At 73.6% G+C, this 17,479-nt stretch carries 16 protein-coding genes and 1 pseudogene; 10 read left to right on the top strand and 7 right to left on the bottom strand.

Annotated elements, in window-relative coordinates; all coding sequences use genetic code 11:
* Positions 1-167 precede the first annotated feature (167 nt).
* Entirely contained in the window at positions 168-812 is a 645-nt protein-coding gene (locus ACIGFK_RS20850; protein WP_400053059.1) for a response regulator, read from the top strand.
* On the opposite strand, the gene ACIGFK_RS20845 is transcribed toward ACIGFK_RS20850, so the two are convergent.
* Positions 776-2,383 (bottom strand): hypothetical protein, encoded by a 1,608-nt coding sequence (locus ACIGFK_RS20845; RefSeq protein ID WP_376658671.1) that lies wholly within the window; start codon positions 2,381-2,383, stop codon positions 776-778. The genes ACIGFK_RS20850 and ACIGFK_RS20845 overlap by 37 nt on opposite strands.
* The gene (locus ACIGFK_RS20840; protein ID WP_376658672.1) at positions 2,380-3,297 is read right to left on the bottom strand and encodes a LysR family transcriptional regulator; all 918 of its coding nucleotides are present in this window, start codon (positions 3,295-3,297) and stop codon (positions 2,380-2,382) included. Before ACIGFK_RS20840 ends, ACIGFK_RS20845 begins: the two co-directional genes overlap by 4 nt.
* Before the next feature lie 71 nt (positions 3,298-3,368).
* On the opposite strand from ACIGFK_RS20840, the gene ACIGFK_RS20835 reads away from it, so the two are divergent.
* The gene (locus ACIGFK_RS20835) at positions 3,369-4,274 is read left to right on the top strand and encodes an NAD-dependent epimerase/dehydratase family protein (protein WP_376658673.1); all 906 of its coding nucleotides are present in this window, start codon (positions 3,369-3,371) and stop codon (positions 4,272-4,274) included.
* Here the strand turns inward: ACIGFK_RS20835 and ACIGFK_RS20830 are convergent.
* A complete protein-coding gene (locus tag ACIGFK_RS20830; protein ID WP_376658674.1) occupies positions 4,271-5,017 on the bottom strand; it encodes a GntR family transcriptional regulator in 747 nt (248 codons plus the stop codon). The genes ACIGFK_RS20835 and ACIGFK_RS20830 overlap by 4 nt on opposite strands.
* Before the next feature lie 220 nt (positions 5,018-5,237).
* Between ACIGFK_RS20830 and ACIGFK_RS20825 the strand changes: the two genes are divergently transcribed.
* From ACIGFK_RS20825 to ACIGFK_RS20800, 6 genes and pseudogenes are all read left to right on the top strand, one after another.
* Entirely contained in the window at positions 5,238-6,404 is a 1,167-nt protein-coding gene (locus ACIGFK_RS20825; protein WP_376658675.1) for an ABC transporter substrate-binding protein, read from the top strand.
* Positions 6,404-7,306: an ABC transporter permease gene (locus tag ACIGFK_RS20820; protein ID WP_376658676.1), complete on the top strand. Its 903-nt coding sequence runs from the start codon at positions 6,404-6,406 to the stop codon at positions 7,304-7,306. Before ACIGFK_RS20825 ends, ACIGFK_RS20820 begins: the two co-directional genes overlap by 1 nt.
* Entirely contained in the window at positions 7,294-8,196 is a 903-nt protein-coding gene (locus ACIGFK_RS20815; RefSeq protein ID WP_376658677.1) for an ABC transporter permease, read from the top strand. The genes ACIGFK_RS20820 and ACIGFK_RS20815 overlap by 13 nt, the downstream gene beginning before the upstream one ends.
* A 5-nt stretch (positions 8,197-8,201) precedes the next feature.
* Positions 8,202-9,296 carry an ABC transporter ATP-binding protein gene (locus ACIGFK_RS20810; RefSeq protein WP_386468051.1) on the top strand — a complete coding sequence of 365 codons (1,095 nt, stop codon included), beginning with the start codon at positions 8,202-8,204 and terminating at the stop codon, positions 9,294-9,296.
* A 26-nt stretch (positions 9,297-9,322) separates the two neighbouring features.
* Entirely contained in the window at positions 9,323-9,955 is a 633-nt protein-coding gene (locus tag ACIGFK_RS20805) for an HAD family hydrolase (RefSeq protein WP_376658683.1), read from the top strand.
* An 80-nt stretch (positions 9,956-10,035) separates the two neighbouring features.
* Positions 10,036-10,317, top strand: a pseudogene (locus ACIGFK_RS20800) (LysE family translocator); the annotation flags it as partial.
* 19 nt (positions 10,318-10,336) lie between these two features.
* On the opposite strand, the gene ACIGFK_RS20795 reads toward ACIGFK_RS20800, so the two are convergent.
* Entirely contained in the window at positions 10,337-10,846 is a 510-nt protein-coding gene (locus ACIGFK_RS20795) for a hypothetical protein (protein WP_376658679.1), read from the bottom strand.
* Between the two features lie 86 nt (positions 10,847-10,932).
* Between ACIGFK_RS20795 and ACIGFK_RS20790 the strand changes: the two genes are divergently transcribed.
* On the top strand, positions 10,933-12,015 hold the full coding sequence (locus ACIGFK_RS20790; protein WP_400053056.1) for a DUF2330 domain-containing protein: 1,083 nt from the start codon (positions 10,933-10,935) through the stop codon (positions 12,013-12,015).
* Here ACIGFK_RS20790 and ACIGFK_RS20785 read toward each other — a convergent pair.
* The 3 genes from ACIGFK_RS20785 to ACIGFK_RS20775 all read right to left on the bottom strand — a co-directional run bounded on the left by ACIGFK_RS20785 (position 12,012) and on the right by ACIGFK_RS20775 (position 15,834).
* Positions 12,012-13,583: a carboxylesterase/lipase family protein gene (locus ACIGFK_RS20785; RefSeq protein WP_376658681.1), complete on the bottom strand. Its 1,572-nt coding sequence runs from the start codon at positions 13,581-13,583 to the stop codon at positions 12,012-12,014. The two genes, ACIGFK_RS20790 and ACIGFK_RS20785, sit on opposite strands and share 4 nt — an antisense overlap.
* Positions 13,580-14,491 carry a 5'/3'-nucleotidase SurE gene (surE, locus tag ACIGFK_RS20780; RefSeq protein WP_376658682.1) on the bottom strand — a complete coding sequence of 304 codons (912 nt, stop codon included), beginning with the start codon at positions 14,489-14,491 and terminating at the stop codon, positions 13,580-13,582. Before surE ends, ACIGFK_RS20785 begins: the two co-directional genes overlap by 4 nt.
* A 98-nt stretch (positions 14,492-14,589) precedes the next feature.
* Positions 14,590-15,834, bottom strand: coding sequence for an MFS transporter (locus ACIGFK_RS20775; RefSeq protein WP_376662058.1), 1,245 nt, complete (start codon positions 15,832-15,834; stop codon positions 14,590-14,592).
* Between the two features lie 904 nt (positions 15,835-16,738).
* Between ACIGFK_RS20775 and ACIGFK_RS20770 the strand changes: the two genes are divergently transcribed.
* Entirely contained in the window at positions 16,739-17,449 is a 711-nt protein-coding gene (locus tag ACIGFK_RS20770) for a phosphatase PAP2 family protein (RefSeq protein ID WP_400053054.1), read from the top strand.
* The last annotated feature ends 30 nt before the right edge of the window (positions 17,450-17,479 follow it).

Genomic DNA, 17,479 nt, shown 5'->3' with positions numbered 1-17,479 from the left:
CGCCGGCGGCTACGCCGTCCCCGGTGCCGACGCCGTCCCCGGCGCCGATGTCCACGCCGGCCCCGGCCCCGGCGCCCGCGCCCGCACCCGTAGCCGCTGTCGCTCCGGCTTCCGTGCCCGCGGCGCCCGGCCTCCGGCCGACGCCCACGGCAGCGCCGGCCCCCCGGGTGGTCATCGCCGACGACCAGGAGCTCGTCCGCACCGGCTTCCGGCTGATCCTGACGGCCCGGGGGATCGACGTGGTCGGGGTCGCCGGCGACGGGGTGGAAGCCGTCGGGCTGGTGCGGCGGCTGCGGCCCGACGTCGTGCTGCTCGACATCCGGATGCCGAACATGGACGGTCTCGAAGCCGCCCGGCGGATCCTCGCCGAGGCTCCCGGCTGCCGGGTGATCATGCTGACCACCTTCGACCTGGACAGCTACGTCTACGCCGCTCTCGCCGCCGGGGCCAGCGGTTTCCTGCTGAAGGACGTCACCCCCGAACACCTCGCCGCCGCCGTCCGCCTGGTCGGCACCGGCGACGCGCTGCTCTCCCCGTCGATCACCCGCCGCCTGGTCGAGCGCTGCGGGCCCGGCCCCGGGGCCGCCGCGCCGCACCCGGAACTCGCCGCGCTGACCCCGCGCGAACGGGAGGTGCTGACCCTGATGGGCCGCGGCCGCTCCAACGCCGAGCTGGCGCGGGACCTCACGCTCAGCGAAGCCACGGTGAAGACCCATGTGGCCCGGATCTTCGCGAAGTTGTCGCTGCGCGACCGGGCCCAGGCCGTGGTCCTCGCCTACGAGACGGGCCTGGTCACCCCCGGCTCCGGGTAGCGGCCGACCAGGTCCTCCATCACGGAGCGCGGGAGCGAGGGATTTTCGGCCGCCGCCCGTGCGAGCTCCTCGTCGGCGTCGTCGAGCAGGCCGAGGAGGACCGGCACCGCCAGTGCGGGATGGGCGGCGGCCTCGCACCGAGCCCGCCGGTCGGCCAGGCAGGGGACGAGCGCCTCGGAGGTCGCGTTCGGGTGCCCGGCGATCGCGCGCAGCGCCCGCCGTACGGGCGGCTCGTGCCGGGCCAGCTCCGCCAGCAGCGCCCCCGGCGCATCAGGATTGGCGGCGACCCGCGCGTGGACCGGTACGCCGTGGCGTGCGAGCATTCCACGCAACTGGCCTTCCGACAGGCCCGGATGCGGGGCGATCGCCTTGACCACCGCCGCGTCGGGATCGGCGGCGAGCGCGTCGCGCACCCCGTCCGGCAGGTCACGCCGCTCCGCGACGAGCATGCGTACGGAGGCGTGCGCGGATCCCGCCAGCTCCACGAGCTCTTCGGCCGTCGCGGCGGCGATGCGCGGCAGCAGGACCGGACCGGTCTTGGTCGTGCGGGCCAGGGTGACCAGAACGTCGAGCGGGATCCGGGGATGGTGCGCCAGGGCGCGCCGCTCCGGGGGCGTGGCTTCGGCGGCGAAGATCCGGATGAGTTCCTCGCCGATCGCGGGATTTTCGGCAACGGTCTCCCGGACGCCGGGCATAGGGTCGCGTGCGAGGAGCGCGTACACCTCCTGCGGCAGGTCGGAGCGTTCGGCCAGCGCCCATCTCAGCAGCATCCAGGGCGTGTCGGCGAGCGAGGTCGCCGCTTCGGGCGGGGTGGCCGGGTTTCGCAGGGCCCGCTGCCGGATCTCGTGGACGGTGGAGGCGTGCGAACCGTCGCACGCGGCGCCCGCCCGCAGTTCGCAGTCCACGTCGGGGCAGTACGGGTCGTGGACGAAGGGGACGTCCTTGGTGTCGCAGACCAGACAGGACGCCGCCGGAGGGAGCCCGTCACCCGTGATCAGGGCGGCCAGCGCGGCGGGCGGCACGGCCTCGTTGCACGCCGCCGCGCTGCGGACCTCGGCATGGGGATGCCGCGCCAGACGGGCGGCGACGGCTGGATCCGTCGTCCACAGAGCGAGCTCCGTGACCACCTCGAGATCGGGGTCGGCGGCCAGGGCGTCCGCGGCATCCGGCGGGAGCGCGGGGCAGCAGGCCAGTTTCCGGCGGACGAAGGGGTCCGGGGAGGCGGACAGGAGGAAGGCCCACTCCGGCAGGCCGCGGCGCTCGTCGAGGAGGGCGACGGCGGCGAACGGCCGGACCGCCGGGTCGATGTCGGCGGCCGTCAGCGTCCCGCCGTAGGCGAGTCGGACGGCGGTGGCTTCGTCGTGCGCGGCCAGCGCCCGCACCTGGGCCCGGCCGAGGTCGGAGCGGTCGGCGAGGCCGCAGATCAGCTCGTCGGGGAAGTCACGGGACGGCTCCGGGCCGGTGGCGGCATCGGCCCGGGCCCCCGCCTCCAGGGCCAGATCCAGGAGGCGGCTGGTCAGGTGCACCGGCAGCGCCGGATTGGCGGCCAGCCCGCACAGGAGGTGGTTCACGGACGGGCCTCCCGTCCCGCGGCCGCGGCCGACAGGGCCCCGGTGAGCGCCTGAGCGTACGGATGCGGGCGCCGCCGGCGGGGGAGCAGTACCCCGAAGTGCCGCGCGGGACGCGGCGGTTCCACCCGGACCACGCTCAACCCCGGGTCAGGGTCCGGGGCCAGCGAGACCTCCGGGACGAGGGAGACGCCCACGCCCGCCGCGACCAGCGTCTGCGCGAAGAAGTAGTCGGTGGTGGACGCCCCGACCAGGAGGTCGAAGCCGGCCCGGTCCGCGTAACGACGCAGGAAGGCCTCCGTCTTGAGGCAGCCGAGCACCCAGCGGTCCCCGGCGAGCTGGGCCGGGCTCAGCGAGGACCGGTCCGCGAGCCGGTGCCCCCGGGGCAGCACCAGCCACAGCGGATCCTCCGTCAAAGGCACCCAGTCGAGCCCCGGCCGCTCGCCCGCCCCGGCCGGCAGCGGGCCGTCGAAGTGGTAGCTGAGAGCGAGGTCGGCCGCCCCGGCGCGCACCATCGGCACGGCGTCCTCCGGTTCGCACTCGCGGACCGTCAGCTCCACCTCCGGATGCGCGGCCACGAACCGGGACAGCGCCCCCGGCAGGAGGTGCCTGCCGCCGCTGGTGAAGGTGGCGACGGTCAGCCGCGGCCGGGGGGCGGTCACCCGGTCGATCTCGTGGCGGACCTGGTCCAGTTCGGCGGAGATCGCCTCGGCCGCCTCCACCAGCAGCCGGCCGGGCTCGGTGAGCGTGACCCCGCGCGTGCTGCGCACGGCCACCGGGTGGCCCAGGCCGCGCTCCAGCGCGGCGATGTGCTGGGAGACGGCCGACGGGGTCAGCAGCAGGGCGGCGGCCGCCCTGTTGAAGCTGCCGTGCTCGGCCACTGCACGCAGGACGCGCAGCCGCTGCACATCGATCATCAGTTTTCCTTCATACCGGTTCAGTCGATCAGCAGTTCCGCTGTGGACGGTACAGCGGCAGAGTCGTGTGCATGAACAGAATTCTTGTCATCGGCGGGAGCCGGTACTTCGGAAAGTCCCTCGTCACCAAGGCCCGCGACGCCGGCCACCAGGTCACGCTCCTCAATCGGGGCTCCGGCACCCCGCCGCCCGGCGTCGGCCACCTCGTCGCCGACCGCGACGACGAGGAGCAGCTCCGGGAGGCGCTGGGTCCGCGCACCTTCGACACCGTCGTCGACCAGGTCTGCTACACGCCGCAGCAGGCCGCCGTCGCCCGGCGCGTCTTCGCCGGGCGGACCGGACGGTACGTCATGACCAGCACCATGGAGGTCTACGACCCGGCCACCCTCCCCGCCCCGACGGCCGGCGGCGGCCGGATCCCCCTCACCGAGGACTCCCTCGACCCGTTGCGGGCGGAGGCGGCCCGGGGGAGCGGTCCCGCCTTCGCGTACGCGGACGGCAAGCGGCGGGCCGAGGCCGTCTTCCTGCGGGACCCCGTCTTCCCGTACGTCTCCGTACGCGCGGCCCACGTACTCGGGGGCGGCCGCGAGGACTTCACGGGGCGCCTCGCGCACTACGTGGAACGGATCGCGGCAGGCACCCCGGTCGACGTCCACGAAGCCCCGTACGCCACCTCGTTCGTCCACCACCGGGAGATCGCGGACCTGCTGTACTGGGCGGCCGGGCAGAGCTTCACCGGGCCGGTCAACGCAGCCTCCCACGGTGCGCTGGACGCGCGGGGGCTGAGCGGGCTGGTCGCCGCGCAGGTGGGGCGGCGCCCGCGCTACCGGGTCGTCGGACCGGGCGCCGAAGCCTCGCCCTTCTCCTTCGACCGCGCCTACGTGATGGACAACGGCCGGGCCGCCGGCCTGGGTTTCGGCTTCGGCCGGGTCGCGGACTGGCTGCCGGAGGCGATCGCCGAAGCGGCCGCGGTCTAACCGTCGCCGGTGCGCCGCTCCAACGGTGTGGCTACTGCCGAGTTGCTCACACTGAAAACGACGCTCCCCGCCCGGTAGCGGTCGTCGGACCACTCGATCGGGCGGCCGGCCGCCGTCGCGGAGGCGTGCCGCTGGCGCAGGAGGGGGGTGCCGCGGCGGACCTCCAGCAGCCGGGCGTCCTCGCTGCCCGCCGGGAGGGCGTCGATGAGGTGCTCGCCGTAGTGGGCGACGACCCCGGAGTCCTGCGCGAGGAGGTCCATGATGGAGCGGCAGTCCTCGGGCATGGCCTCGACGGCCGCCGCGATCCAGCCGGGATAGGCGGTCCGCTCGACCATGGTGGGCTCCCCGTCCAGCAGGCGCAGCCGCAGCACCGAAAGGACCTCCGCGCCCGGCTCCAGCGCGAGCCGCTCGGCCTCCTCGGCGGTGGCGGGCCTGCGCGTACGGGAGAGGAACCGGCTGGCGGCCTGGTGCCCGAGCCCCTCGGCCCACTGGGCGAAGCTGTTCAGCTCGCCGAAGCTGTGCCGCCGCTCGTGGCGCAGAACGATCCTCCGCGCGCCCTGCCGGGAACCGATCAGCCCCTCCGAGGCCAGCGTGGCCACCGCCTGGCGGACCGTTCCCCGCGAAGCCGACCACTGCGCGGCGAGGTCGCTCTCGGAGGGCAGCTGAGAGCCCACCGGGCGCTCACCGGAGAGGATGGCCCGGCGCAGCGCGTCGGCGATCTCCAGATATCTGACCGTGCCCATGCCCCTCGCCCCCTGTCCGGTGCGTACGGATCACCCCTGCGGTGCCCACGCTCATGATCATTCCAACATGCCTTGTCACGACTTCTTTCGGTCATTGTCGTGTCTTCGTCGAGTCGTGCCTCCCGGTCCAGACTCCGTTCATCGTCCGTACAGTGAGACCGGGCGAACTGGAGCCAACTTGTTCAGACAAGTGGACCCCCCTAAGTCTCCGGGAGAGACCGTGCTCAGTTCCTCCGCCCGTCGCGGTGCGGCCGTACTGCTCAGCGCCGCCGTCCTCACCACGCTCAGCGCGTGCGGTGCCGCCCCCGACACCAAGACCTCGGGTGGTGCCGACGGCGCCAAGAACGGCGCGAAGCCGGCCACCGCCACCTCGGTCGCCGATTTCGGCTCGCTGGAAGCCCTCGTCGCCGCCGCGCAGAAGGAGGGCAAGCTCAACGTCATCGCCCTGCCGCCGGACTGGGCGAACTACGGCGAGATCATCAAGGCCTTCGAGGCCAAGTACAAGATCAAGGTGAACAGCGAGAACCCGGACGCCTCCAGCTCCGACGAGATCGCCGCCGTCAAGTCCCGCAAGGGCCAGGACCGCGCCCCCGACGTCCTCGACCTCGGCATCGCCTTCGCCCGCAGCGGCGCCGGCGAGAACCTCTTCGCCCCGTACAAGGTCGCCGCATGGGACAAGATCCCGGCCGGCCAGAAGGACGCCGACGGCCGCTGGTACAACGACTACGGCGGCTACGTCTCCATCGGCTGCGACGCGGCGAAGATCACCAACTGCCCGCAGACCTTCGCCGATCTGCTGGGGCCCGAGTACAAGGGCAAGGTCGCCCTCAACGGCAACCCCACCAAGTCCGGTTCGGCCTTCGGCGGCGTCTACGCGGCCGCCCTCGCCAACAAGGGCTCCTTCGCCGACATCCAGCCCGGCATCGACTTCTTCGGCCGGCTGAAGAAGAGCGGGAACTTCATCCCGGTCGAGTCCACCCCGGCCACCGTCGAGAAGGGCGAGACGCCCATCTCCATCGACTGGGACTACCTGAACGCCGGCTACGCCGAGCAGTTCAAGGGCAAGGGCGTCGACTGGAAGGTCGCCGTCCCCACCGACGGCGTCTACGCCCAGTTCTACTCGCAGGCCATCAACAAGGAGGCCCCGAACCCGGCCGCCGCCCGCCTGTGGATGGAGTTCCTCTACAGCGCCGAGGGCCAGAACCTGTGGCTGAAGGGGCACGCCCGCCCGGTCCTGCTCCCCGTCATGACGCAGGACGGCACCGCCGACAAGGACGCCGTCACCAAGCTCCCGCAGGTCCAGGGCACCCCGTCCTTCCCGGCCTCCACCGAGCTCGACAAGGCCAAGGCCACCCTCGCCGAGAAGTGGGACAAGGCCCTCTCCTGATGTCCACCACCACCCCTCGTCCCGTGGGGACCGCCGGCGGCAGCACCAGCCGCCGCCGGCGGCGCGGCCCGCGCACCTGGCTCGCGACCCTCCCCCTCCTCGTCTTCACCGGGCTCTGCTTCGGCATCCCCCTCGGCGCCATGGCCTTCGGCGCGGTCACCCGCACCGACCCCGACGGCGGCGCCACCCGGCTCACCGGCGAGCACCTCGCCCGCTCGCTCCAGGGCCCCTACCTCGGCTCGCTCGTCGGCAGCGTCCAGCTCTCCGCCCTGACCGCACTGCTCGGCGGAGCGATCGGCGTCGTCCTCGCCCAGGCCGTGGTCACCTCCCGCTCCACCGCCCTGCGCAGCGCCGCGCTCACCGCCTCGGGCGTGCTCGCCAACTTCGGTGGCGTGCCCCTCGCGTTCGCGTTCATCGCCACCGCGGGCATCTCCGGAGTCCTCACCCAGCTCGGCGACCTCACCGACCTCGGCTGGAACCTGTACTCCTTCACCGGCCTCACCGTGGTCTACCTGTACTTCCTCATCCCGCTGATGGTGCTGGTCATGGCCCCGGCACTGGAGGGACTGCGCCCGCAGTGGCGCGAAGCCGCCCAGAACAGCGGCGCCACCGGATGGCAGTTCTGGCGCCACGTGGGCCTGCCCGTGCTCGCGCCCTCCCTGCTCGGCGGGTTCGTCCTGCTCTTCGGCACCGCCTTCGCCGCGCACGCGACGGCCGCCGCGCTCGTCGGCGGCTCCGTACCGCTGGTCACGCTCAAGATCGCGGACGCGCTGTCCGGGAACGTGCTCACCGGCCAGGAGAACGTGGCGCTCGCCCTCGGCCTCGACATGATCCTGATCGCCGGCCTGGTCATGGCGGTCTACCTGCCCCTCCAGCGACGGAGCGCCCGATGGCTGCGATGACCCCCACCGCCACCCGCACCCCCGAGCAGGCCGGGGCCCCGGCGAAGACCGCCCGGACCCGGCCCCGCCCGAGGATCTGGCGCGGAGCCGTCCTGCTGCTCGCCGGGACCTACTTCCTCCTCCCGCTCGTCGCCTCCTTCGTCTTCACCGTGCACGTGCCCGGCCAGGGGATCACCTTCGAGGCGTACACCGAACTCCTCGCCGCCGAAGGCTTCACCCAGAGCCTGCTGCTCTCCCTCGGCCTCGCCGCCGCGACCATCGCACTGTCGCTGCTGCTCGCGGTGCCCGCACTGGTCGCCGTACGCATCGGCTCCCCGCGGCTGCGCCCCGTCGTCGAGGTGATGTGCATGCTCCCGCTGGTCGTCCCGCCGATCGCCCTGGTCACCGGCATCACGACGGTGCTGCGCTGGGGACCGGAGCACCTGTCGCGGACCCCGCTCTACCAGACGTTCATCGCCGTCCAGAACGAGGACTTCCCCGTCGTCCTGGTCCTCGCCTACACGGTGCTGGCGCTCCCGTTCGTCTACCGCTCGCTCGACGCCGGCCTGCGCGCCGTCGACGTGCCCACCCTCGTCGAGGCCGCCCGCAGCTGCGGTGCGAGCTGGCCGTACGTCGTCCTGCGCGTGCTGCTGCCGAACCTGCGGGCCTCGCTGGCCGGCGCCGCCTTCCTCACCCTGGCCCTGGTGCTCGGCGAGTTCACCATCGCCTCCCTGCTGGGCTTCAGGCCCTTCGCGGTGTGGATCGTGTCCATCTCCGGCGCCCAGGCCCGGATGTCGGTGGCCGTCTCCATCCTCAGCCTCCTGATCACCTGGCTGCTGCTGCTCGCCCTCTCGCGGGCCGGGACCAACCCCACCACCGCAGCGGCCACCACCTCCCGCAAGGAGTCCTGACCCCCATGTCCACCATCCCCGCGGCCAGGAAGCCCATGGACCCCGCCGGGCCCACCGGCGGAGCACGCGTCGAATTCCGCGGCCTGCGCCGCGCCTTCGGCTCCACCGTCGCCCTCGACGGACTCGACCTGACCGTCGAGCCCGGCGAACTCATCGCCCTGCTCGGCCCGTCCGGCTGCGGAAAGACCACCGCGCTGCGCGTCGTCGCCGGCTTCGAACAGCCCGACTCCGGCGAAGTCCTCGTCGACGGACAGGACGTCACCCGCATCCCGGCCAACCGCCGCGACGCCGGAATGGTCTTCCAGTCGTACAGCCTCTTCCCCAACCTGAACGCCCGCGACAACGTCGCCTTCGGCCTGCGCGTCCGCAAGGTCGGCGCGGCGCAGCGCCGCGAGCGGGCCGCCGAACTCCTCGACCTGGTGGGCCTGCCCGACCACGGCGACCGCTACCCGCACCAGATGTCCGGCGGCCAGCAGCAGCGCGTCGCGCTCGCCCGCGCCCTGGCCCTGCGCCCCCGCGTGCTCCTGCTCGACGAGCCGCTCTCCGCCCTGGACGCCAAGGTGCGGACGAACCTGCGCGAGGAGATCCGGCGCCTCCAGCTCTCCCTCGGCATCACGACGGTCTTCGTCACGCACGACCAGGAGGAGGCCCTGTCCATGGCCGACCGGGTCGCCGTCCTGAACGCGGGCAAGCTCGAACAGTGCGCCGCCCCGGCGGAACTGTACGAACGCCCCGCCACGCCGTTCGTGGCCGAGTTCGTCGGCACCATGAACCGGCTGCCCGGACGGCTCACCGACTCCGGCCTGGTCGAGGTCGCCGGCGCGCGCCTGCCCGTCGACGGCCCGGTCCCCGCCACGCCGGACGTGGAGGTCCTCGTACGGCCCGAGAACGTGACGGCCGAGGCAGATGCCGAAGGCAGCGCCACCGTCGTCTCCGCCTCCTTCTTCGGCTCCGTCACCCGCCTCCACCTCGAACTGCCGGGCGGCGTCTCGGTCAAGGCGGACCTCGCCTCCCGCGACGCGGGGTCCCTGGCCCCGGGCGCACGGGCGAGCGTCGCCCTGGCCGAGCGCCCCGTGCTCGTCGTCGCGAGGTCCGTGTGAGCGCCCTCGCCGCGGTCCTCTTCGACATGGACGGCACCCTCGTCGACACCGAGGTGCTGTGGTGGCGGACCACCGAGGAGATCGCCGAAGCCCTCGGCCACCGGCTCACCGACGCGGACGCGCCGGAGGTCGTCGGCCGCGCGGTCGAGGACACCGCCGCACACCTCGTACGCGTCACGGGAGCGGGAGACCCCGGCGAGGTGGCGCTCGCCCTCACCGGGAGCTTCTTCCGCAAGGTGGAGGAGGGCGCACCGATGCGGCCGGGCGCCCAGCAGCTGCTGTCCGCACTGGAGGCGGACGGCGTGCCCTTCGCGCTCGTCAGCGCCTCACCGCGGGTGGTCGTGGACTCCGTGGTCGGGGGCTCCCTGGCCCACGTCCCCTTCGCCTTCACGATGTCCGCCGACGACACCCCCCGGACCAAGCCGCACCCGGACCCGTACCGCGCGGCCGCCGAGCGGCTGGGCCTCGTACCGGAGGCCTGCGTGGCGGTGGAGGACTCACCGGACGGCGCCGCCTCGGCGGAGGCCGCCGGCTGCGGGCTCCTGATCGTCCCCTCCCTGCTCCCGGTCCCGCGCTCCCCGCAGCGGACCTTCGCGGACTCCCTCGAGGAGGTCACCCCGACCCTGCTGCGCCACTGCCTGGCGGCGGCCTCCTCGTAGCGGGACCGGCCCTTGGTGGGGGGATCCGGGCGGGCCGGAACGACGGGATGGACTCCATCGTCTCCGCAGACCGGATCGAGGCGGTCCGCCGGCGTGGCGCGTCGCAGGCCGCGTTCTGCGGCGAAGGCCCCGCGCACGGCGGCCTGCGCACGCTGTGGGAGGGGTTCGCGGTCGGCATGGCCAACCCCAAGACCATCGTGTCCTTCGCGGCCGTGCTGCCGCAGTTCGTCGACCGCGGCCAGGGCCGCGCGGCCCTTCAGATGCTGTTCCTCGGACTGGTCTTCAACGTCATCGCCCTGGCCTGCGACAGCGTGTGGGGGCTGGCGGCAGCCACCGCGCGCACCTGGTTCGCCCGCACTCCGACGCTGCAGTCCGACGGTCTCAGGCCCGGACGCCGAGGATGTCCAGGATGCCCTCCGCATAGGCGGCGGCCCCCGAGCCCGGGGCGGCGGCCAGTTCGCGGCGGAAGCCCTCGGTGCCGGTGCGGATGAAAGCGGCGCACTGGCCGTACAGCCCCGCCTCGTGGGTACCGCCGTCGTCCACCGTGCACAGCAGCGCCAGCAGGGTCCACAGCAGCGCCTCGCGGGTGGCCTGCCGGGGCGGGTGCGCGGACCACACCGCCATCAGCACGCCGCACGCCGCGGGCGCCGGCGGCTTCAGGGCCTCCCCGAAGAAGACGTGGCCCTCCAGGGCCCGGAACGCGGAGGGATGACCCTCGGCGGCATCCCGTACCGCACCCACCAGATGCCCCGCGGAGCGTCCGCAGCCGCACTCCATCGCATCCCAGTCGTGACGCTGGATCTCCGCCTCCACCGAGTCCGGAACCAGCGGGCTCCGCGGCACCGCGGACTGGCGCCGCAGAGCACGCCGCGGCCTCTCGCTCCCCGTCATGCAGCACAGTATGAGCCCAGGTCGGGCGGGGCTGCGAGGGGGGTCGGAACCGGATCGCACGGGCGTCCGTCTGAGACCCCGTGTGGATGAAAAGAAGGATCACGGCCCTCCTGCTGGCCCTGCTCGCGACCCAGCTCGGCTCCCTCGTCAGCCCGGCCTACGCGTGCGGATGCGGCGCGATGGTCCCCTACGGCCAGTCGCGGATCGGCGTCGACCGCGAGACCTCCGCCGTGCGCTGGGACGGCCGTACGGAGCAGATCGTCATGCGGTTCGTCGTACGGGGCGACGCGGACCGGGCCGCCTGGATCATGCCGGTCCCGGGACGGGCCTCGGTACAGCTCGGCGACGGCAAGCTGTTCGACGAACTGACGGAGCAGACCCGGCCCCAGCACAGGGCCCGGCACTACTTCTGGCCGCGGAACCACGACTGGCCGTTCGCCTCGAGCCAGGGTGACGGCGTCGGCGCCGCCCCGCCGGCCTCACGCGCTCCGGGGGTCGGCGTCGTCGGCCGTGAGCAGCTCGGCGACTTCGACGTCGCCCGCCTCACCGCCACCGACCCCGACGCCCTGAAGAACTGGCTGGAGTCCAACGGCTTCACCCTCCCCGAACGCCTCGCCACGGAAGTCAAGCCCTACGTCGACCAGAAGTGGGAGTACGTGGCGGTACGGCTCGCCCCCCGTGAGCCGGGCAAGAAGCTGCAGGGCGCGCTCGACCCGCTGAGGATCCGCTTCGACAGCGACCGGCTGGTCTACCCGATGCGGCTCTCCCGGATGGCCGGGAACCCCCAGTCCCTCGCCCTGTACGTGCTGGCCGACCACCGCATGGAACCCGCCTCCCGGATCGGCGGCGCCGCACCGGAGGTGACCTTCGCCGGCCCGATCACCCCCGGCGGCGCGCTCGCCGAACTGGCGGGCGGCAAGCCCGTGTTCCTCACCGCGATCGACCAGGAGTTCCCGGAACCCGGCCGCATCGACGCCGACCACGAACTGCGCGCCACCGCCAAGGACACCCCCTACCGGCGGACCGTCTACCACGACGAACTGCTCACGGTGGGCGGCGGAGTCCCGGTATGGCTCCTGACGGTCTCCGCCGCCCTCGTGCTGCTCGCCGTGTCCGCCGTGACCGTGATCCGCCGTCGCCGACGGCACGGGCACGGGGCCACTGCTTAGACGTGCGACCGCCAGAACGCGCACTGGTGGTCCGCTTCGAACGAGCCGGTCGTCCGCGTCGCCACGGGGTCCAGGACGAGGACCGTGGCGCCCGGGCCGGCCTCGGGCCACGCGGTCTGACCCGGCACGACGGGGGAGCCGAAGCGCGCGAAGGCACCCCAGTACCGCTTCATCCGCGCCCCGAGCGCGACCTGGACCGGGGTCAGCGGCCGCTCGCCCATCGTGAAGTCGTGCAGATAGGCCAGCTCCGCACTGTGGGCGTTCGACTCGTCCAGCCCCGGCACCTGCGCCCCGGCGAGCGTCGGCGAGTCCGGGTCGTCGAACTCGTAGACGTACGTCGGCACCTGCGAGGCGAACGTCCGCGCCGTCCACGCGGTGTGGCAGGCGAAGGAGGAATCGGTCATGACCGCCGACAGCGCCAGGTACGGCGAGCCGTACGCCGACACCGGATAGCGGGCCAGCACCTCCGGACCCGCCGCCCCGTGTGCCGCCAGGACCTGCGCCGTGTACTCCTGCTCCGTCAGCCGGGGCTGCGTCAGCGCGACGAAGAACCGGGCCTCGGAGCGGGTGCTCCCGATCAGCACCGGAACCTTGTTCCACGCCCCGCTCCCGATGGCCGCCGCCGGATCGGCCGGCAGTAGCCCGTCACCCGACGCCGGACCCGAGGTGGGCAGTGCCCCGGCGGCCGCGACCAGGGCCGCTCCCGGCGCGGCACGCAGACACGCGGCGACCGAGGCCCGGTCCGTGCACCCAGCCTTGTCCGCGAAGGCACGGGCCCCGGCCTCCGCCCTCGTGCCGTCGGGCGTGTGCAGCAGCGAGCAGGGCCCGCTCTGCAGCACGGCCCGGTGGAACAGACCGGCGGCCGACGGCGCGGCCAGCAGGGCGCAGACGGAACCACTGCCCGCGGACTGCCCGGAGACGGTCACGCTGCCCGGATTCCCGCCGAAGGCGGCGATGTTCTCCCGCGTCCACCGCAGGGCCGCGAGCTGGTCCATCAGACCGAACGAGCCGGAACGGGACCCGTTCTCCCCGGCCAGCTCGGGCAGACCCAGATAACCGAGCTGCCCCAGGCGGTAGTTGATGCTCACCACGACGCTCTGCGTGAGATCGGCCATGGTGCGCCCGCCGAACTGCGTGCCCGTGCCCTGGCTGTACGCACCCCCGTGCATCCAGAACACCACCGGGAGGCGGGCCCCGGGACGCGCTCCCCGGGGCCGGTACACGTCCAGGTACAGGCAGTCCTCGCTGACGGCCTGCGGATCGCGCAGCCCGAACGGCGAGAACTGCAGGCACGCCGGGGCCTGGCGCACGGCCTCGCGTACGCCGTGCCACCGGGGCGGCGGCTGCGGGGCCCGCAGCCGGCCCGCCCCGACCGGGGGAGCGGCGTACGGGACACCGAGGAACTCCTCGGCCCCGCCCTCCTCCTGCCCCCGCAGGGCGCCCTGCGCGACGGCGACCACCGGGCGCGGGGACCCGCCGGGCAGCGCCCCTGCCGGCACCGCAGGGGTGAGCAGGGACGCCACCAGCGCAAGGACCGTGCAGAGCAAGGGCCTCGTCGGGTATGTCACGGACGCAGGCCGGCGATCAGGGCCGAGGTCACGGCCGTGTCGACCGGACCGGTGTTCCAGTCCGCGTTGATGGGGCTGACCGCGATCCTGCCCGCGTTCACGGCCTCGACGTCGCCGCCCTTGGCCGCCGGGCGCAGGGCCACCTTCACGGTCATCTTCCAGGTGCCGTCGCCCGCGTCGGTGTACTCCGGCTCCAGGACGGTCTGCGGGTCCTGGAAGGTGGCGGCGACACCGGCCGCAGTGCCCCTGCCGTCGGCGCCGACGACGGGGTGGTTGACGTTCAGGCCGACGCCCTGGGGCAGCAGCGGTCCGGAGCGGGCCCGCGAGTGCAGCCGGTCGATGAGCTTGACGGCGAAGTCGAGGGTCGGGCCCATCGCGTTGACGGTGGTGACGGGGTCGGGTGCGGAGGTGCCGCCGGTGCTCAGTGCGATGGCGGGCACGCCGTGCTCCAGGGCGGCGACGGCGCCGCCGACCGTACCGGAGTGGTTGGCCAGACCCGCCACGTTCGGGCCGAAGTTGGTGCCGGAGACCACCAGGTCGGGGGCCCGGCCGGCGAAGACCTGGGCGAGACCGAAGGCCACCGAGTCACCCGGAGTGCCGTCCACGGCCCACACCTTGGGCTCGGGGTGCTTCACCGTGACGGAGGGGGAGCCCGCCATCTTCGTACCGGTACCGCTCTGGTTGGTGAGCGGGGCGACGATGGTGACGTCGTGCCCGGCGGCGGTCAGCCGCTCGAAGGCCTTGCGGATTCCGGGCGCGTTGTACCCGTCGTCATTGGTGAGCAGGATCCGCAGCGGGCCACCGGTCGGGGCCGGCGCCTGCGGATCGGCGAGCGCGGGTGCCGTCCCGGCCACGGTCGACGTGCACAGCATCAGGGCAGCCAGGGGCAGAACACGCTTGAGCTTCACGGAGCGCTCCTCGGAAGGGAGTTGCAGCGGACGAGGGTGGACCGGCTGGAGACCGGCGGGCGCGCGACCCTCGGCGCGCGCCCGCCGAGGATGAGGGGTCAGCGCACGCTGCGGATCGGGAGGATGGCGAGCGCGCCGATCAGGGAGAGGGCTCCGCCGACCAGGAAGAGCGGGGTGTAGCCGCCCAGTCCGGTGACGATCGCCGAGGCGACGAAGGGGGCGATGATCTGCGGTCCGGCGTTCGCGATGTTGAGCACGCCCATGTCGCGGGCCGCGTCCTCGGCGCTGGGGAGGACCAGCGTGACGAGCGCGGTGTCGACGGCCATGAAGCAGCCGAAGGCGAGTCCGTTGAGTGCGCTGAACACGAGCATCCCGGTCCAGGTCGGGCTGACGACGGGGACCACCATGACGAGTCCGGCGAGTGCGGCGGAGACGCCGACGAACACCTTGCGGCGGTCCCAGCGGTCGGACAGCATCCCGCCGAGCAGGGTGGAGACCGCCATGGCGACCATCGACACCGGGGTGAGCACGGCCATCGCGGCCGGCGGGGTCAGCCCGGAGGGCAGCTTGATGTGGTCGTCGAGGATGTACAGCTGGTAGCCGACGACGGAGAAGTAGCCGAGCACCATCAGGGCGCGGCCCATGAAGGCCCACCGGAAGTCATGGTTCGCCAACGCCGAGAGGAACGCAGCCAGTTGGGCGCCCTTGGGCTTGGCGGCCGTGGGCTCGGTGCGCGGGACGTCCCGGCACAGGGTGGTCAGCAGCAGCGCCGACACGGCGACGATCGCGCCGAAGACGAGGTAGCCGGTGCGCAGATGGGCCGCCGTCTGCGAGGCGATCAGCACGCCGACCGTGCCGCCGATGGGCAGGCCGAGACCCACCAGGGCGGACGCGGTGCCGCGGCGGGCGACCGGGACGCGGTCGGGCACGATCGCGGTGACGGCGGCCTGGTAGACGTTCATGGTCGCCTGGACCAGACACCAGGCGATGCCGACGAGCAGCGCCGTGGACACGCTGCCGAGGAGGGCCAGGCAGGCGAACGCGGTGAGGGCGCCGCCCACGATCCACGGATTGCGGCGGCCCGTCCGGTCGGAGAGGGCGCCGGCGATCGGGTTGAAGGCGGTCGCGAAGATCGCGCTGATCCCGCCGATGAGTCCGAGGACGGCGACCTTGTTCGCCGGGTCGATCGCGGCGACCTGGGTGGGGAGCAGGACGGATCCCACACCCATGTAGACCGCGAGCATCGAGGAGTTGGCCACCAGCAGCAGGGGCAGGAGTGCGCGCTGGCGGGGAGGCCGAGCGGGGGCGGGAACGGGCGGATCGGCGACTTCGTGCGTGGCCATGACGACTCCTCGGGGGGACGGAACGGGGAGGTGGCGTACGAGGGGGAGAGGGGGCTGCGGGCTGTCCCGCGAGCGGACTCCGGGAAGCGGTGTCGCCGGCAAGCGCGGCGGACGGGACGCGGTGCTGCGGGGTACTGCGCGTTCACCTGATGTTGTTACACGTGTCACCAAGTGCGCTGGAGACTGTGTAGCACCCATTTCCGGGCCGCACTAGTGCCTGCGGGCGGTCGTTGTGCAGATCGTGACCGACGGGGCAGCCCGTTTGGAATGACGTGTAACCACCGTTCCACGGCCACCGGACCGGGCTGCCGTGTCGGAAAACCCTCTTGCTCTTGTGGCGGCCGTCACGCATGGGCCATACTCCGTGCCGCACCGCGACGAACCCGTCGCCGGCTGCCACTGCCGCCCCGCGTCCCGCCCGGCGGCCCCCGGTCGGCCCCGCGGGCCATCCCATCCGGATCCCGCCCGACCTGCGCCGCCCGCCACCGCACCTCTCCCCCCGGCCACCGCCGGGAGGTGCGCCCGGCGCCGGCGGAGCGCCCCGGCGCCTCCCGTACGCCTGCGCCGGTCCGCTCCGCCATGCCCTGCCGTCGTACGGGCCGAAGGCGCCTCGTGCCGGCGGTCCGTGCGGGCTCGGTCCGTGCGGGCTCGGTCCGCGCGCATCACCCGGTCGCGGCGCCGGTCGGAGTGCCCCGGTGCCCCGCCGGACCGCGCCCGTGCGTCCGGTACGAACTGCCGCCCCGCCGATCCGTCCCCCGTCGCTCCGCTCCCGCCGCCCGGCCCGCCGGGCCCCGCGGTGCGGCAACTCCCCGTACGCACGGCCGTGCTCACGCCGCGCCGCTCCCCGCCCGCTCCCCGTACGCCCAGCCCCGCCGCCCGGGGCGGCGATCGTGAAAGGCCCGTCATGCAGCCCTCTCGTCCCCCTGCGCCGTCCCGCACGCCGTACCCCGCACCGCCCGCGCGCCACCACCTTCCGGCGGCCCCGCCGCGCCACGCGCTCGGCGTCGGGCTGGTCCTGCTGCTCGTTTCGTTGCTGGTCGCCGGGCTTCTGGGCCTCGGCGGACGTCCCTTCTTCCAGGGGCTCGACGACCACTGGGCGGCCTCGGTGCGGGGCCCGGCCGAGGGATTCGTCCTCGTCCTCGACCGGCTCGGCGGTCCGATCGGCCTGGTCCTGCCGCTCGGGCTCATCGGCGGCCTCTGCGTATACGGCCGCTGGCGCTCGGGGCTGTTCGCCTTCACCGTGGCCGTCGGCGCCAACCTCCTGGCGGTCCTGCCCCTCAAGGCCCTCGCCGACCGCCCGCGCCCGCCGTACCCGGCGGTCCTGGTCAACGACGGTTCGTACCCCTCCGGGCAGGTGTTCAGCGCGGTCGCGCTCGTGTTCGTCGTCGCCGTGCTGGCCTTCCCGCCGCGCGCCCGGCGCTGGTGGTGGCCCGTCGGCGGTGCGTACGTCGTCGCCATGATGGCGAGCCGGACCTGGCTGCACGCCCAGTGGCTGACCGACACCTTCGCCGGTCTCGTCCTGGGGCTCGGTGTCTGTCTCGTGCTGTGGCGGGCGTTCGCGCCGATGCTGGAAGAGGAGGCGCGGCGCATGGCCTCGGGCACCCTCTGGCTCTGAGCAAGGATATGGCGAGCTGTTGACGGTCGC

It is taken from the genome of Streptomyces sp. NPDC085524, assembly GCF_044541755.1.
Lineage (GTDB): Bacteria > Actinomycetota > Actinomycetes > Streptomycetales > Streptomycetaceae > Streptomyces.
The sequence above is the reverse complement of the archived record's forward strand: the minus strand, read 5'-3'. Positions and strand labels throughout refer to the sequence as shown.